Genomic DNA, 20,644 nt, shown 5'->3' on the forward strand with positions numbered 1-20,644 from the left:
TTTTCCACCAGCGACCTCGATTGATCAACCGGACTTAGGCCAGACGCAGACATTATCAGTTAGTGCGTGACCAATTGATATTTTAATGCCTGTTCACTGAATGCGGCTCCTGGCAGCGGAGTCAACACATTAGCGTTCGTCAATGCCTCCGCCAATAAGTGTTCATTGCCTTCGTATTTGATTTTGTAGACATTATAACCGCCTTCGACACTCACCCAGTTAACCGCCTTGATGATGGGCAGCGATTCCAAAAAATCGGTGACCCGTATCATATCGGTCATGCTATTGACGCCCTTGATTTTCAAGACGGTATAACCGATTTCGGTAATATCCGGTTTAACACCATAATATTTCGACAAGACATCATAAGCGCCTTGCATGCCAGCCAACATCACCTCCTTAATCGGCCCACAGGGGCTGACCCATTGCTTGATCTTTTCATCGAAATACAAGGCCCACTCGGCCCGCCAACAACGCCCCTTGTCGACTACCCTTCCGGCCATCACCGACACGACATCATAGCGCTCCGATACGGATAACAGCTGCCGGGAATCGGCGCTTAACACTTCGTTGACCGATATTTGCTGCTGTTCCTGAAGATCCAGCAACGGAAAAATAATCGGCAAGCCTTTGAGGCGGGCGGCGCGAGACAAGGCGCTGGTCAATTCGGGCATGTCGTCGGCATGATAAAAACGTCTGTCGCCTTGCTCGTCCACCACCAGCCAGACTAGCGTTTCCGGTCGGATCTCGCTCCAGATACCAATATTGCCGGAACGCAATAGATTCAGCAATTGAGCTTCATCAAACAGCACTCGCATCAGGCGAGCCTGCCCGTCATCGCGTCGGTCATCGGCGCTCATCGAATATTGAAACTGACGCACATAATGCGAGGCGCCGGCAATGGCCGTTTTCACCACCGGGGTTTCCTGTACGTTATCTGCAGCCACTACTCGTCCCAATACGGTGCTCAACGCTTCCTGTATCGCTTTGTTTCTGTCTTCATCGGAACGGCTCTTAGCCCATACTTCAATTTCGTATAAGCCTTTCACCTCCGCCGTCCAGCCCTGCTGCGAGCACAGCAGAGCCAGTAAAACAAATAATCTAGCTAATAATTTCAATTCCATACTCCGCCTAACCGATTAAATATTTGCGTCTTTCGTCTTAAATTTATGGGCAAATTCAACTCTTGATTAAGCCCGCAGCAATTCCCACTTTGGCGTTCAAAAAGGGCATGGGGTGTGTTTGGCGAGGATGTCGACAGCAAGGATGCTGCCGTCAAGCCCCCAGGGATGGGTTTACCCAGCACCTAAATACCATAGACTATTGGCTATGATTTATTATCGTCGTTTATTTAGGTGCTGGGTGAACGGCGCTCCTCGACAGACACACCCCATGCCCTAAACACCGCAAAAATACTCAAACTGGGAATTGCTGTTAAGCCCGTGAATCCATCTTCCTTTACCCCAATCTATAGTACAATAGCTGATATTTTAACGTTAACTTTAGCAAGAGTACTTGACATTGAGCGAACAAAATCAAGAAAGCCTGAATTACAAAAGCGCCGGCGTCGATATAGAAGCCGGTAACGCCCTGGTCGAGCGCATCAAACCGATTGCCGCAAAAACCCGTACAGCCGGCGTCATGGCCGGACTAGGTGGATTCGGTTCAATGTTTGAGTTGCCGCTGGATCGTTATAAAGAGCCGGTTCTTGTTTCAGGGACCGACGGGGTCGGCACTAAATTAAAGTTGGCCTTGGAGTTGGGCGTCCATAATACCGTCGGCATCGATCTGGTCGCGATGTGCGTCAACGACATCATCGTGCAAGGCGCCGAACCCCTTTTTTTTCTGGACTATTTCGCCACCGGCAAACTCGATGTCGAGACCGCCGCCGCCGTCGTTGAAGGCATCGGCAAGGGCTGCGAACAAGCCGGTGCGGCCCTGGTCGGTGGAGAGACTGCGGAAATGCCGGGCATGTATGCCGAAGGCGATTACGACCTGGCTGGCTTCTGCGTCGGCATCGTCGAAAAATCGGCGATATTGGACGGCAGTCGAATCCAGGCCGGCGACAAGCTGATCGGCTTGGCCTCCTCCGGCCCGCACTCCAACGGCTACTCGCTGATCCGCAAGATCCTCGAAAAAAGTAACGCCTCGCTAAGCGACAATCTGGCCGGCAAGCCTCTAGGCGAGGCCTTACTGGAGCCTACGCGAATTTATGTCAAATCGCTGCTGGAGCTGTTCAAGACGGTTCCGGTGCATGCACTGGCGCATATCACCGGCGGCGGCATTACCGAAAACCTGCCGCGCGTCTTACCGACCGGACTCGGTGCGGAAATCGATTTGTCCAGCTGGAAACTGCCGGAAACCTTTAAATGGCTGCAAGAACACGGCAATGTCTCACAAGCCGATATGCTAACCACCTTCAATTGCGGCATCGGCATGATAGTCTGCGTCGCCGCCGAAGATGTGGACAAAGCCTTCACGATGCTGGAACTGCAGGGTGAAACCGTCTATACGATTGGTGAAATCGTCGCCAACGAAGACTCCGCAGTGATTTACCGTTAATCCGTTTGTTTCATGACGTTGGATAAAGACCACCTACGTCTTGTCGATGAACTGAGAGGGTGCATGCTGTGCGCCTCTCAGCTACCGCAGCCGCCCAAGCCTGTTTTCCAATGCCTCCCGGCCGCTCGAATCTTGATTTCCGGCCAAGCGCCGGGCAAAAAAGCTCACAATTCCGGGATACCATTCGATGACGCCAGCGGTCAGCGGCTCAGAAACTGGCTCGGGGTCGATGCCAAATGCTTCTATGATCCTGAAAAAATCGCCATTGTGCCGATGGCTTTCTGCTATCCCGGCAGCGGGAATTCAGGTGATTTGCCGCCCCGCCCCGAATGCGCCGTCCACTGGCGTCATCAACTACTCGCACACTTGCCCAATATCGAATTGACCTTGGTGATCGGTCGCTATGCGCAACGCTGGCATCTCGCAGAGCGAAGAAAAGCCACATTGACCGAAACCGTCAAGGCTTGGCGGGAATACTGGCCTGGGGCGATACCCCTGCCTCACCCCAGTCCGCGCAACAACCGCTGGCTGAAACAAAATCCCTGGTTCGAAGCGGAGCTATTGCCGCCCTTGAGACAGGCAATTAGCAGGCTGCTATAAAACCCTTACAACGGCCTAACACATAGTCAATATATGCTGTCGCCAATTGTGCATGTAGGTGCGGATTTAGCCGCTCAATGCGAATAAATTCGCACCTAACTCAGCATCCCCCCAGGGCTACCTCATTAAAAAATACCTTCTGGGCGGGGCGGGTTATTTAACCCGCCCCGAACGTTTAACTGACTCTAAGTCACGGTTGAATCGTTCAGAACCTCGTTGACCTGCATTTCGCATAGCGATGCGAACTACTTGCTTTTCGCGCCGAGGGCGGCGCTCCTACGCAAAGCACCGTCTTGCCTTCGGATGTGTCGAACACCGTGAAGCGCATCAAAACCGGTGCGCTTCCTATCGTCAGCACACCCTACCCTCACCGGTAGGGCGGATCAAGCGCAGCGGATCCGCCAACGTAGGGCGGCTTCGCGAAGCAAGCCGCCAAAAACCGCCACCGGAGGCAAAATTGGTCATTGTGGTATCCAGGCGCATTGTCTGGCGGCGAATCACCCTACGGTTGCATGCCAATATAGCCTTGCCTTCGGCACCGCAAAAATGCTCAAACCAGGAATTGTTGGCGCCTACCGAGCATCCGACATATATAACATGACTGAGTACTAGCCGCTGTTCACTCGGAGACAAAATAATACCGAAACAAGGCTTGCATAGGCAAAGTCACCGGCGTATAAACACTATAAAGCCGTGTTATTAATAAAGAAACGGTTGCGGATCGAATGTCGCGTCGACCTTCTCCTTCAGTGTTAGCACCCTGGCAGTAGTCGCTGCCGCCATATAAACAGAAAACCCGAGCTCGACGCATCGACTCGCTTTATGCGAATCAACGACAGAGGTTACCCGATGAACTCGCAAAATAATTTAGCCGTAACCCAGAGCCGTCCCTTTTTTGCCCTGAAGGACTGCGCCTTGATCGCGGTCGCGACCACCCATCGGGCGATCACTTTGAAGGAATTTCGCGATCATATCACCGAGTTGAATCAGGAAAGCCTTTATTACCATTTCTGGGGCAATTTGCTGTTGCCCCGTTTTGAGGAGCGCGAATATAACAACGATTTCGCCAGCTGGGCGCGTCACAGCCTACACGACGCAATACTCGCGGAACAACTGGCGGTGCTAGACCCCACATCGGTCACTGACATCGAAGAACTGCGCCTGCATATGCTGGAATACATCGATGACCGCTTGGAAGAAAGTGAATCCCTACAATGGTTCCGGGCAACACAACAGTTCGAGTTCATGCAATCGAAGATCGTCGTATTCGATACCCATATCAGCTTCGAATCCCCGGTCGAGATGGCCGCTTATATTCCAAATATGTCGATCAGCAGCATTTTTTATCATTTCATCGACGCCCGACGTCGGACCGAAGATAATGTCGACGACTTTCGCCATTGGCTGACTTTTTTTGGAGAAACCTATCAACCGCTAATCGAATGCCTAGCCAAGATCGACCCCTATTTTAGTTCGTTGACCGAATTGCGTCAGGCCATCGCGGTAGTCTTTCAACACCATTTTGCGGAGAAGTCTCGATGACGACGATGCTGGAACAGTATGCCGCGGTCACCGGTGAAGATGTGATCAGACATTTACGTCAACTGGCGGCGCCTCTGCAAGGAAAATCGGTCGTTCATGTCAATTCCACCCGGGTCGGCGGCGGCGTTGCAGAAATACTAGACCAACTAGTCCCCTTGACGCGCGAGCTCGGCATCGATGCGCATTGGGAGGTCATCAGCGGAGACCGCGATTTCTATCAATGCACCAAAAGCATGCACAACGCGATACAAGGCAATCGCATCGCGATTTCCGATGCCCTGTTGCAGCATTTCGAGGAAGTCAACGCACAAAATGCCAAACAACTGCAAGCGGTGCTGGAACAGGCCGACTTCGTCTTCATTCACGATCCGCAGCCGGCGGCGCTGCTCAAATTTTGCCCCCGCCGTCGAGGCCAATGGATCTGGCGCTGTCACATCGACGCCAGCCATCCGCACCGCTACACCTGGCGATTTATCGAAAAATTCGTGCGCGGCTATGACGCCAGCATTTTCTCCTTGCCGCAGTTTGCGCGTAGATTGCCGCACCCGGCATACATCATTCCCCCCAGCATCGACCCGTTAAGCGATAAAAATATCGCTCTGGATACGGAAGAGCTGGCGTCGGTGCGCTCGCGCTTCGATCTAAATCCGGAAGCGCCGCTGATCGCGCAGATTTCCCGTTTTGATCGTTTCAAGGACCCGGTAGGCGTCATTGAGGCTTATAAATTGGCCCGTCAATATCTCCCCAACCTGCAACTGGTGCTGGCCGGCGGCGGCGCCAGCGACGACCCGGAAGGCGAAGCAGTGCTGGCCGAAGTCAGGTTAGCAGCCGGAGACGACCCCAACATCAAAGTTCTGGTATTGCCGCCCGATTCCCATCGCACCATTAACGCCTTGCAACGCTTGAGCGATATCGTGCTGCAAAAATCGATCAAGGAAGGCTTCGGCTTGACCGTGACCGAAGCCTTATGGAAAGGCAAGCCGGTAATCGGCGGCGATACCGGCGGCATACGCCTGCAAGTGGTCAATTTCCATACCGGCTTCCTGGTCAATACTCCGCAAGGCGCGGCCCTACGCATACGTTATCTGTTTAATCAACGGCAAAGAATGCAGGAAATGGGCACTAAATCTAAACAATTCGTCCGCGATAATTTCCTGTTAACCAGGCAATTGCGCGAATACCTGACGCTGATGGTGGGTTTGCATCACGGCGCCGAGAATCGCATCGACTTAGGGTAGTCACCATGACACAACGTTTCCACCCGATGCCGTTCGGCTCCCAATTGCTCGATGACGGCAGAGTTAAATTCCGTTTATGGGCGCCCGGCGCCGATAAGGTCGAGCTGTGCCTGCAAGGCTTGGCGCCGGAAGCCCGCCTGTTGATGGCCGCGGAAGACGATGGCTGGTACGGCATTATCACCGAGTTCGCCGGCAGCGGTTTTTATTATCAATACCTGATCGATGGGCGCCTGTATATTCCTGATCCGGCCTCCCGCTATCAGCCTCAGGACGTCAACGGTTCCAGCCAAGTGATCGATGCCAAGGCCTGGCGCTGGAAGGACAGCGATTGGCGAGGGCTGCCCTGGGAAGACGCGGTGTTTTATCAACTGCACGTCGGCACGTTCAGCGAGGAAGGCACTTTCTCCGGGGTAAAAAACAAGCTGGACTATCTGGTCGAGCTCGGCGTCACCGCGCTGCAGTTAATGCCGATCGCCGAGTTTCCGGGGCAGCGTAATTGGGGCTACGACGGCGTTCTGCCTTTTGCCCCGGACTGCCGCTATGGTACGCCGGATGATTTGAAGGACTTGATCGCCAGCGCCCACGAAAAAGGCCTGATGGTATTCAATGACGTCGTCTATAATCATTTCGGCCCGGAGGGCAATTATCTGCATCATTACGCCCCCGCTTTTTTTACCGACCGTTTCCATACCCCATGGGGCAATGCGATCAATTATGACGGCAAGGACAGTCACTGGGTGCGTCGGTTCTTCATCGACAATGCCTTGTTCTGGTTGGAGGAGTATCATTTCGACGGTCTGCGCATCGACGCGGTGCACGCGATCTTCGATGAATCCGAACCGGATTTCCTGCAATCGTTAGCGAAGGCGGTTCGACACAGACTGGGCCAACATCGTCATATCCATCTGGTTTTGGAAAATGACCATAATGCCGCTCATTATCTAAGACCCGATCCCAAGCGGCCCAACAGCCACTTCGACGCGCAGTGGAACGATGATTTCCATCACGCCTTGCACGTCCTGCTGACCGGAGAAAACGACGGTTATTATCAAGATTACCGGGAACAACCGATCCGACATCTGGGCCGCTGTCTGACCGAAGGCTTCGCCTATCAGGGCGAGTCGTCGCCCTACCGCGATGGCCGCAAACGGGGCGAGCCGAGCCGAGATCTGCCACCGACCGCCTTCGTGCCGTTTTTACAGAATCACGATCAAATCGGCAACCGGGCCTTCGGCGAACGCATCGCCGAATTGTGCCCCCCCAGGGCACTGCGCGCGGCGACCGCACTGTTGATCTTGCAGCCGTCGCCGCCGTTGCTGTTCATGGGCCAGGAATGGGCCTGCAGCAGCCCCTTTACCTATTTCGTCGATTTTCCGGAGAACTTGGGCGAACAGGTCGCCGAAGGCCGGCTCAACGAATTCGCCAAGTTTCCACCTTATCAAGAGCCGGAGCTGCAAACGAAAATCCCGCCGCCGAACGCCGTCGAAACCTTCGAAGCGGCCCTGCTGGACTGGCGTGAACTGAACGCGCCGTCGCATGCGCGATGGCTGAGCTATCATCGTGAATTGCTTAGCATTCGGCAATGGCACATACGTCCTAGACTGGCCGAGCTCGAAGGCGGAAAAGCCAGTTATCATATATTGACTGACACGGCGCTGATCGTGCAATGGCCCTCAGTCAGCGGCCCGACGCTGACCATGCTGGCCAACCTGGGAGGCGATGCCGTTCCGCTGGAGCATGCCTATCAAGGCCAAATATTGTTCGCCAGCGAGGATGAGGCGCAGCAACCCGCCCGACTCAATCCCTGGACCGTTGTCGTCTTATGGGCGGAAAACGATGAGTAATCTCAGAAGGTCCACGCTGGTTCCCATCATTAGCGGTTGCCGGCTATGAATCATCCTGGCGACCCGCCGCCCATGGCGATCCCCGTTTCGACTTATCGGCTGCAATTAAACAAACATTGCCGATTCAGTCGAGCGGCCGATTACACGGATTATTTGCACCGGCTCGGTATCAGCCATTGTTACGCCTCGCCCTATCTGAAAGCGAGGCCGGGCAGCACCCACGGCTATGACATCGTCGATCATAACGCCCTCAATCCGGAAATAGGCGACGATGCCGATTTCAACCATTTTATTTCAAGGCTGCGGCGATTCGGCATGGGCTTGATCTGCGATATCGTCCCTAATCATATGGGAGTAATGGGAGCCGACAACGCGTGGTGGCTGGATGTGCTGGAGAACGGCCCTGCCTCTTGTTATGCGCCGTTTTTCGATATCGACTGGCATCCAGTCAAAAAACAGCTGAACAATAAAATACTGATCCCGATATTGGGCGATCAATACGGCAATATTCTCGAGAAACGGCAACTAAAATTGGTTTTCTCGGCCGAGCGAGGCGAATTCAGCGTCTATTACTTCCAGCATCGTTTTCCGCTCGACCCGCAAACCTATTCCTTCATCCTCAGTTCGCAACATCAGCAATTGCTGAATTTCTTCGATACCGATGATCCGGTGTTGCTGGAATATCAAACCCTAGACAACAGCTTCAGCAAATTATCGCCGCACAGCGAAGTATCGATGGAAGCTACCGATGAACGCAACCGAGATAAAGAGGTGTTTAAAAACCAACTGGCTAGACTGTGTGCCGACCACCCAAGCCTGATCCAATTTATCAAACTCAGGATGGCGGACATCAATCGGGAAATCTCCGACCGTGGTCAACTGCATGCCCTATTGGAGCAGCAGGCTTACCGCTTGGCCTATTGGCATGTCGCCGGCGACGAAATCAATTATCGACGTTTTTTCGACATCAACGACCTGGCCGGCCTTCGGATCGAAGATGATGCGGTATTTGAGGCTAGCCATCGGCTTATCCTGCGTTTGATCGCCGAACGTAAAATTCAAGGGCTGCGCATCGATCATGCCGACGGATTATACGATCCGGTCGCCTATTATCGGCGCCTCAATGACATCAATACCACAAGCGGCCTGACTGCGTCGCCGCTCTATGTCATCGCCGAAAAAATTGTCGCCAATTACGAGTATCTGGACAGCGATTGGCCGATCCATGGCACCACCGGTTATGAGTTCGCCGCGATCGTTACCGGCGTCATGCTCGACGGCGCCGCCGAAAAAGCGATGACTCGCATTTATTCGGATTTCATCGGCCGTCACCAGGATTTCGACGAGATCGTCTACCAGGCCAAAAAATATGTCATCACTACCCTGCTGGCCGGCGAATTGACGGTGTTGGCCAACCAACTCAGCCGTATCGCCGAAACCAGCTCCAAGACCCGCGACTACACCCTCAATGCCTTAAGAGACGCGCTGTCGGAGACGGTCGCCTGTTTTCCGGTCTATCGCACCTATATCAATAGTTACACGGTGCGCAAAGAGGATGCGCAATATATAGCGTGGTCGATAGAACAGGCCAAACAACGCAGTCGGGCCGCCGATAAAACGGTTTTTGATTTTATTCGAGCGGTGCTGATGCTCCAGGCCGCGAGCTCTAATGTGCCGAGAGACGCTTTGCTGAAGTTCGTCATGAAATTCCAGCAATATACCGCACCGGTGATGGCCAAGGGTAGCGAGGACACCGCGCTGTACGAATATCACCGTCTGATTTCGCTGAACGAGGTCGGCGCCGATCCGCGGCATTTCGGCTACTCCGTCAATGCTTTTCATCACTTCAACCAGGAACGGGTCAAAAAATGGCCGCACAGCTTGTTGTGCCTATCCAGCCATGACAGCAAGCGCAGCGCCGATGTCCGCGCCAGAATCAATGTGCTGAGCGAAATGCCGCAACAATGGCGAGCGGCCGTGTACCGCTGGCGCGACCTGAACCGGGAGCGCAAAAAAAACAGCGCGCAAATGATCATCTCGCGCAACGACGAATACCTGTTTTATCAGACGCTGATCGGTACCTGGCCCTTGCGAACACCGAACGAGACGGCATTAAACGATTACCGGGAACGCATCGCAAACTACATGATCAAGGCGGTACGAGAGGCCAAGCAATATTCTTCCTGGTTGAATCCCAACGAAGACTATGAACAGGCGATAAGGCGTTTTACCGACCGTTGTTTGGAAGCGCCCGGCAATACGTCTTTTTTCCAGGATTTCAGCGAATTCGAGCGACGAATACGACCGGCCGGATTGTATAACGCCCTTGCGCAGACCTTGCTGCACTTAACCTCACCCGGCGTGCCCGATATTTATCAAGGCAATGAGCTTTGGCAATTTGCCCTGGTCGACCCCGATAACCGCAAGCCGGTCGATTTCGCCTGCCACGCGCAGCTATTGAACGAACTGGAAAAGCAAATGTTGAACAATCGCCAAGCGCTGTTGACGGAATTGCTGGATACGATCGAGGACGGGCGAATCAAGCTTTTTGTCGTGATGCAAACGCTAGCTTACAGAAATCGACAGGCGGCGCTATTCCGGGATGGAGACTACCTGAAAATCGAGAGTCAGGGCAGCCTTGCCGACCATCTGCTCGCTTTTGCCAGGAAAAACGGGGATTGCTATTGCCTGATCGTCGTCCCCCGACTGACGCTGTCATTGCTGGCCCCAGACAGCTTGCGTTTGCCGGCCGCCGTCTGGCGTGATACCTGGCTGCTGTTGCCGCCCGAGGCGCCGGTTCATTACCAAGAACTGTTCTGCCGGAAGGAACTGCAGGCTGAAGCATGGCAAGGAAAGCTCCGCCTATCGGCTGAGCAACTATTCCAAGACTTCCCGGTTGCGGTATTGACCTCACCTGGGCTTGATCAGCAAACAGAAACTTAGCCCGGATATTTCACCATGGCGGCCCTTGGTCTTTGCCATAAGCCTTAAAAAACCCATGCATGAGGATTGAAATCGGGCATATTTTCCCAGCAATTCCCATATATGGAATTCAAAAAGGGCATGGGGTGTGTTTGGCGAGGATGTCGGCAGCAAGGATGCGGCCGTCAAGCCCCCAGGGATGGGTTTACGGCGCTCCTCGACAGACATGCCCCATGCCCTAAACACCTCAAAAATGCTCAAACTGATATTTTCCTGACGCAGTTTGCACTTGAATGGTTTTCTGAAATATCCGGACTAAGCTTCAAGCATCATTCGCCGCTATCGCTGATTCGATAGATGCTGCCGGTGAAATCATCAGAAATATAAAGGCTTCCGTCAGCCGCTTCGGCAATCGCCACCGGTCGGCCAATGACATCATCATGCATTTCAAAGCCGGTAATGAAATCTCGTTCGATTATCCCTTGCTCGGCGTCAAATTGCAGCGCAACTAGCTTATAGCCTGTTTTCACCGAGCGATTCCAGGAACCATGCATGGCAACCAATGCCGAACCTTGCATCAGCGAGCGCAGCTTGTCGTCGTCGATGAAAACGATGCTTAACGGCGCGGTATGGGCGCCGAATTCATGCACCGGAGGAACACTGCGGCTCGCTTTTTCCGGGTTCTTATCGCCGTAATCGGGATCAGGCGCCTGATTGCCGTTCACATATGGCCAACCGTAAAATTGACCCCGCTCTATTAAATTCAGCTCGCAGGGCGGAAAGTCATCGCCGAGAAAATCGCGGCCATTATCGACGCCATAAAGCTCTCCTGTGGAAGGCCGCCAGGCAAAGCCGACCGTGTTACGCAGACCGCTGGCAAAAATTTCACCCTGCTCGCCCTCGGGCGTAAAACGCATAATCGCTGCTCGGCGCGGATCATTTTCCTCGCAGACATTACAGCTGGAACCGATCGACACATACAGTTTGCCATCGGGCCCAAACCTTAACGAACGACTCCAATGACTTCCGCCTTTCGGCAGTCCGCTGACGATGCGACGATAATCTCCAAGCGTTTGCCGGCTGTCGGCGTCAAAGCGAATACGGCCCACGGCATCGGTTTCCGCGACGTAGAGCCAATTCTTATACAGCGCGAGGCCATGCGGCAAATTAAGGCCGCTCAGCAGTGCTTTGCGGCCATCCGAGCCGCCGTCATCATCACCGTCCCGCTTCAGCAGCATGACCTGGCCTTCACGCGGCAAACTGACGAGCACATCGCCGCTGTCGGTGACGACTAGATCGCGGGCGCCGTTCAAGTCAGACGCAAATACCGACAAAGACAAACCGGCCGGCATCTGTAAACGCCGGTTCAAGAGTTCTTGAGTCGGCGTGTCTTTGCCGATCAACGGAATATTGATTCCGAACCCCATTCTGCCGACCCTCCACAAAACACCGAGGACAAGCAGAGCACTAACAGTAATGACAACAATTTTTTTCATAGCAAAGACACAAGGTAAAGATAAAAGATATTCGAGCTTGTCGCCTCATTATAAACTCTGATGCACAATGCGCCTGTGAAGAAATATAATCACAATGACTTCCGAGCCCCGTCATGTATAACATGACTGAGTACCGGGCCCTGTGTGCGCTATCGTACAGACTGCACCGCTTCCTGTTGTTAAGGTTCTCAGTAAATTGCTTGAATCGGGCACTTATTATTTCTGATCTGTTTGCCACATGATTGCCAATTTGTCGGTTGACGCCTTTAAACATAACGCTGAGGAATAACGATGAACATGATGCATGACTATAAACAAAATAAATTGGCTGTTTCAGTACTCTTGATTGGCTGTTTGGCGACTGTACTTGGAGCGACCGGTTGTCAACAACAAGATGAAGGAACAGCGGAAAAAGCAGGAAAAAAAATCGATCGTGCGGCTGAGGAGGCTAGTCAAAAAATTGAGTCGGCTAAGGAGTCATTGAAACAGAAGACCAGTGAATCCGAAGAATACCTCAATCGATCGATAGACTCTTCTAAAGAAAAGTTAGAATCGGTAGCAGAAGATATTGAAGCCGCCCAGGAGTCGGTTGCCGACAAGGCCGAAACAGCAGGTGAGTATGTCGATGATGCGCTGATAACCGCCAAGGTTAAGGCGGCTTTTTTAGATGATCCTTTGCTTAACGCATTAAATATTGAAGTGACTACGGTAAATGGGGTCGTCACATTAAGCGGTACGGTCGATTCAGAGGCAAGCATCGGCAAAGCCGTAGAACTGGCTAGTAGCCAAGAAAATGTCAAATCGGTGGAAACCGACCTGATCGTGAATCTAGCACCAAGCAGTGACTAATGGTTTATTGTCGGTTAATAGCCATGTTGGCCGCTATGTTGATGGCCGCTTTTGTCAATGCCGCAACTACCGATGATAACTATATCGCCGGTTATGCGGCCGGCGTATTGAAGCATGCCTTAAAGCTGGATGTGCAATCTGTAGATGTTCGAAATGGCATTATTACTTTGCAGGCAGGCAGTATGATGGCGGTCGAGCGAGATAAAGCGGTGCGGCTGTTAGCCGAAATCCCGGGGGTCAAAGGGGTAAAAATAACACAAGCGGCTGTTCCTTCTGAGGTGTTCCCAGAGGTGGAATACTATAACGGCTATTCGCCGAGCGGGCAGTTTTATAATAACAAAGTGGAATATGTCGGTCTGGGGGCGCATTATTTCTTTTAATCCAGGCTGCATGCGCTGATGACATTGATCGTTTAAAAACCGCCGGGGGGACGCGTTTTCAGGTCGTTGAAGTTCCAGCTTCCGGTCAGGCGACGCAACCGAGCGCGATTTATTAGCGCAGGAACAGTCGATCGAATTCTGTTTTAACCACCTGGTAGCATTCGCAGGCCCGCGCTTCCAGTCCAGTCCGGTCCAGCACTTTGATCTGGCCTCGGCAATAATAGATCAATCCCGCTTTTTGCAATTTCCCCGCAGCCTCGGCGACGCCTTCTCGGCGTACGCCCAGCATAGTGGCGATCAATGCCTGAGTCATGGCTATATGGTTCGAAGGAAGCCGGTCCAAGCTTAACAGTAACAGCCTGCATAGTTGTTGATCCACCGAATGATGACGATTGCAGGCCGCTATCTGAGCCATCTGGGTAAGCAGGGACTGAGTATAGCGCAGCAACAAATTATTCAAGGCGCCGCTACGGCGTCCTCCCGAACGGTTAAATTCTTGCACCAGTAAATGTTTTTTTAACCGATAGGCGTAACCAGCGCTTTGTACAACGGCCTGGTTTGGCATGGTTCCACCGCCCATGAACAGGGCGACACCGACCACGCCCTCGTTGCCGACGACGGCGCTTCCGGCCGAAGCGCCATTTTCCATGATGGATAGCAATGTAACGATGCAAGTTGTGGGGAAATAGGCGTGATTCAAATCGGCGCCAGATTCGTAAATGACTTGGCCTTGCGGCAATACGACTTCTTCCATATAAGGGAGAAGACGTTCGTAAACGGCGGCAGGTAGGGAGTTGAGAAGACGGTTTTGTTTAGGCGCACTCGGATCGGTCATAAGTAAACTCATTAATTATCAGTCATGATCGAACGCTTTCACGTTAACACAAATGAAAAATCCAGATTCACTCTAAGTGATTAATTTGATTGTAATGATTCAACGTCTTGCAGGATGTAAGCAGAACATCATTAATTTCTCGGGACGCGTTCACCCAGCACCTGAATCAACGAAAATTATGAATCATAGCCAATAGTATATGGTATTTAGGTCAGGGCTCCCTCATTAAAAAATACCTTCTGGGCGGGGCGGGTTGTTTAACCCGCCCCGAACGTTTGACTTACTCTAGTCACGGTTGAATCGTTCAGGACCTCGTTGACCTCCATTTCGCATAGCGATGCGGACTAACTTGCTTTTCGCGCCGAAAGCAGCGCTCCTACGCAAAGCACCGTCTTGCCTTCGGATGTGTTGAACTGCGTGAAGTGCATCAAAAACCGGTGCGCTTCCTATCGTCAGCACACCCTACCCGCACCGGTAGGGCGGATCAAGCGCAGCGGATCCGCCAACGTAGGGCGGCTTCGCGAAGCAAGCCGCCAAAAACCGCCACCGGAGGCAAAATTGGTCATTATGGTATCCAGGCGCATTGCCTGGCTATCGGGCTCGGGTACTTGCCGCTTGAGTCTATGGTTCATACAGAAAATTCATACGCCGATGTCTTCATTCCATAACTCCGGAGACGCCTTGATAAAGCGTGACATCAAGTCGATGCATAAGGGCTCATCCAGCACCTCTACCTTTACCCCTCTTGCTCGCAGCAGCTCTTCTTCCCCGACAAAAGTCTTGTTTTCTCCAATGACCACCTTAGGGATGCCGTAGAGCAGGACCGCGCCAGCGCACATTGAACAGGGTGACAACGTCGTGTATAAGATGCATTCCCTGTAAACGGCTGCCGGTTGACGTCCTGCGTTTTCCAACGCATCTATTTCTCCGTGCAGCACCACGCTGCCCGCCTGTACACGCCGGTTATGTCCCGTACCGATGATTCGGTCACGATAAACCAGCACGGAACCGATTGGTATGCCGCCTTCCTGCAGCCCCTGTTTAGCCTCTTCAATAGCCGCCTTCATGAATGTATCCATTATGCCCCCCTAGCTTTTTGTCAATCTCGAGTTAAATACGGATCAATGCCATCTATCGGCGGCATTTACCACTGATCGGTTCCAATCCCATTATTCCGCCTCCAGCATCGCCGCTAAGCAGTTCAGCGCTTGCCGGAAAGACAGCCATGTAAAAACACCTCAACCGCCTGCCGCACCCAAGTCTCAATTTCGGCGTCGTCCGGTATCGGCGCCAAGCCGAGCTGCAATTTATGAAAGCGTTCATTACGCAGACAACTCAAAAAATGGTCGGCCAGCCGTTGTGGATCGAAACCGGAAAAATGCCCTGTCCGCTGCTGCCTCGCGAAAAAATCGGTCAATTGATCCAAGGTGCGTTGAGGCCCCTGCTCATAAAATTGCGCCGCCAGCTCCGGGAAACGCAACGACTCGCCGATCAATATCGTGCGAATACGCACCACGTCCGATCGAGTAATTCGGGTAATGAAATGTCGTGCAAACTCCTGCAAAGCCTGCTGAGGTTCACCGAACTCAGGCAGACTATCGGCAAATTGATCGCTGCAACGCCGAATCACGGCGCCGAACAGTCCGGCCTTGTTGCCGAAATAGCGGTAAATAGTCCGCATCGACACATGCGCATCGCGAGCGACCTTTTCCATGCTGAGATTGCCGTAGCCATTTTCCAGAAAAAGTTTTAAGGCGCTGTCCAGCACCCGGTCGCGGCTCAGTAATTCCTGCCCCTTCGGGGGGCGCCCGCATTTAACCATAATAAATACTGATGAAATCGATTGACATGGCCATGATGATACCTTAAATTAAAAAGGTAATCTATATTACCATTTAAAGTTTTTCCGCGACTGAGGCGCATAAAGGATGAAAAACCACCCCCCTACCCCAATGACCGTTCAATACATCCCGAACGCGAAGCCACTGAGCCTCGGCCGTTCCGACGACAACGGAATTTTCATCTCTTTCTTACCGACGATGCCGATCCATCTGCTGCCCATACTTGCTTTATCATTGTTATTGACCGGCTGCGATAACGGAGACGACTCGGGGGCTCAGACTCAGCAAGGTCCGCCGCCACAGGTGAAAGTGGCCTATCCGTTGACTCAGGAAGTCAATGAATGGGACGAATTCACCGGCCATATCGATGCGATCGACTCGGTTGAAGTCAGGGCGCGGGTCACCGGTTATCTGGAGAAAATCAATTTCGTCGCCGGTCAAAAGGTGAAAAAAGGCGAGCTACTATTCGTGATCGACCCGAAACCGTTCCAGGCGCAATTAAACCTGGCCCGGGCCGAATTGGAGCGCGCCAAATCCAAACGGGAATTGGCGAAAAACGACCTGGACCGAGCCAGAAACCTGCTGAAGGCGAAGGCGATTTCCGGCGAAGAATACGACACCCGTAACAAAGGCTATCGCGAAGCTGTGGCGGCCGTGCGATCGGCCGAAGCCAGCGTCTATGCGGCCAGGCTGAATCTGCAATACAGTGAGATTCATGCGCCGATAGATGGCCGCGTCGGTCATGAGCTGATCACCGAAGGCAACCTAGTCAATGGCGGCAGCGAGGCGAGCTTGTTGACAACGATCGTATCGACCGATCCGGTCTATGTTTATGTCGATGCCGACGAACGCTCGATTCTGAAATACAAACGCCAGCAAGGGATCTCCGTCAATGGCCTGGAGGCGCAGTTAGGCGTCGCCGACGAGGATCATTTTCCGCATCATGGCCAACTCGATTATATCTCCCCCAGCGCCGATCCCGAGACCGGCACGGTCAAGCTGCGCGGCGTCTTCGCCAACCCGGACGAATTGCTGAGTCCCGGATTTTTCGCCCGCATGCGCATCCGCGCCTCCGCACCTTATACCGCTCTGCTGGTGCCCGACCGGGCGTTGGGCACCGATCAGGCGGAACGTTTCGTCTGGGTGTTGAATCAGGATAATCAAGCGGAGTACCGAAGGGTCGTTCCGGGCGCGCATGTAGGCAGCTTGCGCGTGATCAAGAAAGGTCTGACCGAACAAGACCGGGTCCTGGTCGAAGGTCTGCAAAAAGTCAGACCTGGCGCCAAGGTTGCTCCCGAGCAAATCAGCTTAATCGGAGAACAATAAGCCATGGGCCGATTCACACATTTTTTCATCGACCGGCCGATCTTCGCCACGGTCCTGTCCATATTGATCGTGCTGGTCGGCAGCCTGGCGCTGTTCGCGCTGCCGATCACCCAATACCCTGAAATCGCGCCGCCGACCGTCGTCGTCAGCACCTCCTACCCCGGCGCCAACGCTCAGGTCGTCGCCGAAACGGTGGCGACGCCGATCGAGCAGGAGGTCAACGGCGTCGAGGACATGCTGTATATGTCGTCGCAATCGACCAACAGCGGCAACATGGCCCTGACCATCACCTTCAAACCCGGCACCGATTTGGATAAGGCTCAGGTGTTGGTGCAAAACCGCGTCGCCCTGGCCGAGCCAAAACTGCCCGAGGAAGTCAGCCGACAAGGCATCAGCGTCAAGAAACGCAGCCCCGATTTGAGCCTCGTCGTCGGCCTGGTGTCTCCGGATAAACGTTACGACAGCCTCTATTTAAGCAATTACGCGCTGTTGCAGATCAAGGATACGCTGGCGCGCCTGCCCGGCGTCGGCGAAATCGTCGTATTCGGTGCGCGCGATTACAGCATGCGCCTGTGGCTGAATCCGGACAAACTGGCGGCGCGAAACATGACCGCAACCGATGTCGTCGAGGCGATCCGCGAGCAAAACATTCAGGTCGCAGCCGGCGTGATCGGCCAGGAACCGGCGCCGCAACCGGCCGATTTTCAATATACGGTCAGTACGCTGGGCCGGTTGATGAGCGCCGACCAATTCGCCGACATCGTCATCAAACAAGGCGTAGACGGTCAGATCACGCGGCTGAAGGACGTCGCCCGCATCGAACTGGGCGCCAAGGATTACAATTCCGAATTGTTCCTGAACGGCGAGTCGATGATCGGCCTGGCCATCTTCCAACTGCCCGGCTCCAATGCGCTGGAAACCAAGGAGGCGGTGATGGCTGCAATGGACAAGCTGAAAACCCATTTTCCCGAAGGCTTGGACTATCTGCTGGTCTATGACACCGTCGTGTTCGTCGAACAATCCATCGAAGCTGTCGTCAAGACACTGTTCGAAGCCTTGTTGCTGGTCGTGCTGGTCGTCGTGATCTTCCTGCAGAACTGGCGTGCGGCGATCATCCCGCTGCTGGCGGTGCCGGTGTCGCTGATCGGCACCTTTGCGGTGATGCAAGGCTTGGGCGTGTCGTTGAACACCTTATCGCTGTTCGGTTTGGTGCTGGCGATCGGCATCGTCGTCGATGACGCCATCGTCGTCGTCGAAAACGTCGAGCGCCACATAGCCGAAGGCATGAAGGCGCGCGAGGCCACCCGCCAAGCGATGACCGAGGTCATCGGCCCGATCATCGCCTCGACCCTGGTGTTGATCGCGGTGTTCATCCCGACGGCCTTCATCACCGGCGTTTCCGGCGCCTTCTACAAACAGTTCGCATTGACCATCGCCGTTTCGACGTTGATCTCGATGCTCAACTCGTTGACTCTGAGTCCGGCCTTGTGCGCATTATTGCTGGACCGAGCGCATGGCGACAAGGACCTCTTCTCGCGTTTTCTTGATGGTGCGTTCGGCTGGTTCTTCAACATTTTCAATCGCTTCTTCGATCGTTTCAGCAGTGGTTACGGCAAACTGGTCGGTCGTCTGACCCGCATGACGGCCATTGTGCTGATATTGTATGTCGCCTTGAACGGCTTTAATTGGTTAGTCTTCAACAAGGTGCCGACCGGATTCATTCCGCAACAGGACCAGGGCTATCTGATCCTCTACGCGCAACTGCCCGATGCCGCGTCGTTGAGCCGCAGCAAGGAAGTGGTGCAGCAAGCCACGGACATCATCACCGACACACCGGGCGTCGCCAATGTCGTCGCCTACGCCGGTTGGTCGCTGTTGAGCGGTTCCAATCAATCCAATGTCGCGACGATGTTCGCCCGTCTGGACAGCTTCGACAATCGCGCCGGTCATCCCGAAATGCAGGCCGATGCAGTAATCAAACAGCTGCAGCAGCGCCTGGCGCAGATCCCCCAAGCTCATATCGCCGTGTTCGCCCCGCCGCCGGTGCGCGGCATGAGTTCGGTCGGCGGTTTCAAGGTACAAATCCAGGACCGCGCCAACGCCGGCCTCAAGCAATTACAACAAGTCAACGCCGAGCTGATCGCCAAAGGCAACCAGCAACCGGGACTGACCCATTTGTTCACGACCTTCCGCGCCGATGTGCCCCAGCTTTATCTCGATGTCGACCGGGAAAAAGCCAAATCGATGCATGTGCCGCTAACCGATATATTCGATACGCTGCAGATTTATCTGGGCTCGCTGTACGTCAATGACTTCAATAACTTCGGCCGCACCTATCAGGTCATCGCTCAGGCCGATGCCGAGTTTCGCATGTATCCAAACGACATCGCCGAATTGAAGACCCGCAACAAAGCCGGTGATATGGTGCCGCTAGGTTCATTGCTCGAGGCCAAGGAGATCGACGGACCGGACAAGATAACCCGCTATAACATGTATCCGGCCGCGGAAATCAACGGCGCCACATTGCCCGGCGCCAGCTCCGGCGACGCCATCAATATCATGGGCCGACTATTGGACAGGGAACTGCCGCCCGGTTTCGGTTACGAATGGACCGAACTGAGCCTGCAGCAGGTGTTGGCCGGCAACGTCGCGATGCTGGTGTTTCCGTTGAGCGTGCTGTTCGTGTTTTTGGTGCTCGCGGCCCAATATGAAAGCTGGTCGCTGCCGCTGGCGGTGATCCTGATTGTGCCGATGTGCATCCTGTCGTCGATGACCGGCATTTGGTTCAGCGGGTTAGACAACGACATCTTCACCCAGATCGGTTTCATCGTCCTGGTGGCGCTGGCCAGCAAGAACGCGATCCTAATCGTCGAATTCGCCAAGCGGCGTCAGGAAAGCGGCCTCGACCGTTTCTCTGCTGCGCGGGAAGCTTCGCGCATCCGCCTGCGTCCGATCCTGATGACCTCGTTTGCGTTCATCATGGGCGTGCTGCCGCTGGTGTTGGCCCAGGGCGCCGGCGCCGAGGCGCGCAGGGTATTGGGCACCGCGGTATTCAGCGGCATGCTGGGTGTGACGCTGTTCGGGCTGTTACTGACGCCGGTGTTCTATGTCACCGTGCAAGGTCTGGCCCAGCGTTGGCTCCCCTCGAAACGCAAAAACGACGAGCAGCCTTCGACTCTTCCTTCTTCCGGTGCCGATTCATGAACCAA

Annotated in this window: 15 protein-coding genes; 10 read left to right on the top strand and 5 right to left on the bottom strand. The window is 53.9% G+C overall.

Features of this window, described 5'->3' with window-relative positions; all coding sequences use genetic code 11:
- Positions 1 to 59 precede the first annotated feature (59 nt).
- The gene (locus Q9L42_RS18160) at positions 60 to 1,124 is read right to left on the bottom strand and encodes a DUF2066 domain-containing protein (protein WP_305906998.1); all 1,065 of its coding nucleotides are present in this window, start codon (positions 1,122 to 1,124) and stop codon (positions 60 to 62) included.
- A gap of 397 nt (positions 1,125 to 1,521) precedes the next feature.
- Here Q9L42_RS18160 and purM point away from each other — a divergent pair, with 397 nt between their 5' ends.
- The 6 genes from purM (at position 1,522) to treY (ending at position 10,729) form a co-directional block, all read left to right on the top strand.
- A complete protein-coding gene (purM, locus tag Q9L42_RS18165; protein WP_349431556.1) occupies positions 1,522 to 2,562 on the top strand; it encodes a phosphoribosylformylglycinamidine cyclo-ligase in 1,041 nt (346 codons plus the stop codon).
- A 12-nt stretch (positions 2,563 to 2,574) separates the two neighbouring features.
- Positions 2,575 to 3,162: a uracil-DNA glycosylase family protein gene (locus Q9L42_RS18170; protein ID WP_305906997.1), complete on the top strand. Its 588-nt coding sequence runs from the start codon at positions 2,575 to 2,577 to the stop codon at positions 3,160 to 3,162.
- Positions 3,163 to 4,011: 849 nt separating this feature from the next.
- Entirely contained in the window at positions 4,012 to 4,704 is a 693-nt protein-coding gene (locus Q9L42_RS18175) for a DUF5752 family protein (protein ID WP_349431557.1), read from the top strand.
- Positions 4,701 to 5,942 (top strand): glycosyltransferase, encoded by a 1,242-nt coding sequence (locus Q9L42_RS18180; protein WP_305906993.1) that lies wholly within the window; start codon positions 4,701 to 4,703, stop codon positions 5,940 to 5,942. The genes Q9L42_RS18175 and Q9L42_RS18180 overlap by 4 nt, the downstream gene beginning before the upstream one ends.
- A 5-nt stretch (positions 5,943 to 5,947) precedes the next feature.
- Positions 5,948 to 7,786, top strand: a complete 1,839-nt coding sequence (gene treZ / locus Q9L42_RS18185) for a malto-oligosyltrehalose trehalohydrolase (protein WP_349431558.1) — start codon at positions 5,948 to 5,950, stop codon at positions 7,784 to 7,786.
- Between the two features lie 45 nt (positions 7,787 to 7,831).
- Complete coding sequence (treY, locus tag Q9L42_RS18190) at positions 7,832 to 10,729, top strand: malto-oligosyltrehalose synthase (RefSeq protein ID WP_349431559.1); 2,898 nt, start codon at positions 7,832 to 7,834, stop codon at positions 10,727 to 10,729.
- Positions 10,730 to 11,037: 308 nt separating this feature from the next.
- On the opposite strand, the gene Q9L42_RS18195 is transcribed toward treY, so the two are convergent.
- Positions 11,038 to 12,135 carry a PQQ-dependent sugar dehydrogenase gene (locus Q9L42_RS18195; protein ID WP_305906987.1) on the bottom strand — a complete coding sequence of 366 codons (1,098 nt, stop codon included), beginning with the start codon at positions 12,133 to 12,135 and terminating at the stop codon, positions 11,038 to 11,040.
- Positions 12,136 to 12,495: 360 nt separating this feature from the next.
- Between Q9L42_RS18195 and Q9L42_RS18200 the strand changes: the two genes are divergently transcribed.
- Both Q9L42_RS18200 and Q9L42_RS18205 read left to right on the top strand, forming a co-directional pair.
- Positions 12,496 to 13,053 carry a BON domain-containing protein gene (locus Q9L42_RS18200; protein ID WP_349431560.1) on the top strand — a complete coding sequence of 186 codons (558 nt, stop codon included), beginning with the start codon at positions 12,496 to 12,498 and terminating at the stop codon, positions 13,051 to 13,053.
- Between the two features lie 41 nt (positions 13,054 to 13,094).
- The gene (locus Q9L42_RS18205) at positions 13,095 to 13,433 is read left to right on the top strand and encodes a DUF1207 domain-containing protein (RefSeq protein ID WP_305906984.1); all 339 of its coding nucleotides are present in this window, start codon (positions 13,095 to 13,097) and stop codon (positions 13,431 to 13,433) included.
- 112 nt (positions 13,434 to 13,545) lie between these two features.
- On the opposite strand, the gene Q9L42_RS18210 is transcribed toward Q9L42_RS18205, so the two are convergent.
- From Q9L42_RS18210 to Q9L42_RS18220, 3 genes are all read right to left on the bottom strand, one after another.
- Complete coding sequence (locus tag Q9L42_RS18210) at positions 13,546 to 14,268, bottom strand: Crp/Fnr family transcriptional regulator (protein ID WP_305910149.1); 723 nt, start codon at positions 14,266 to 14,268, stop codon at positions 13,546 to 13,548.
- A gap of 641 nt (positions 14,269 to 14,909) precedes the next feature.
- Positions 14,910 to 15,347, bottom strand: coding sequence for a nucleoside deaminase (locus Q9L42_RS18215; protein WP_305906982.1), 438 nt, complete (start codon positions 15,345 to 15,347; stop codon positions 14,910 to 14,912).
- Between the two features lie 122 nt (positions 15,348 to 15,469).
- Positions 15,470 to 16,090: a TetR/AcrR family transcriptional regulator gene (locus Q9L42_RS18220; RefSeq protein ID WP_349431561.1), complete on the bottom strand. Its 621-nt coding sequence runs from the start codon at positions 16,088 to 16,090 to the stop codon at positions 15,470 to 15,472.
- A 106-nt stretch (positions 16,091 to 16,196) separates the two neighbouring features.
- On the opposite strand from Q9L42_RS18220, the gene Q9L42_RS18225 reads away from it, so the two are divergent.
- On the top strand, positions 16,197 to 17,435 hold the full coding sequence (locus tag Q9L42_RS18225) for an efflux RND transporter periplasmic adaptor subunit (protein WP_349431562.1): 1,239 nt from the start codon (positions 16,197 to 16,199) through the stop codon (positions 17,433 to 17,435).
- Positions 17,436 to 17,438: 3 nt separating this feature from the next.
- Positions 17,439 to 20,639: an efflux RND transporter permease subunit gene (locus tag Q9L42_RS18230; RefSeq protein ID WP_305906979.1), complete on the top strand. Its 3,201-nt coding sequence runs from the start codon at positions 17,439 to 17,441 to the stop codon at positions 20,637 to 20,639.
- Positions 20,640 to 20,644: the final 5 nt, after the last annotated feature.

It is taken from the genome of Methylomarinum sp. Ch1-1 (assembly GCF_030717995.2).
In the GTDB taxonomy this organism is placed as follows: Bacteria; Pseudomonadota; Gammaproteobacteria; order Methylococcales; family Methylomonadaceae; genus Methylomarinum; species Methylomarinum roseum.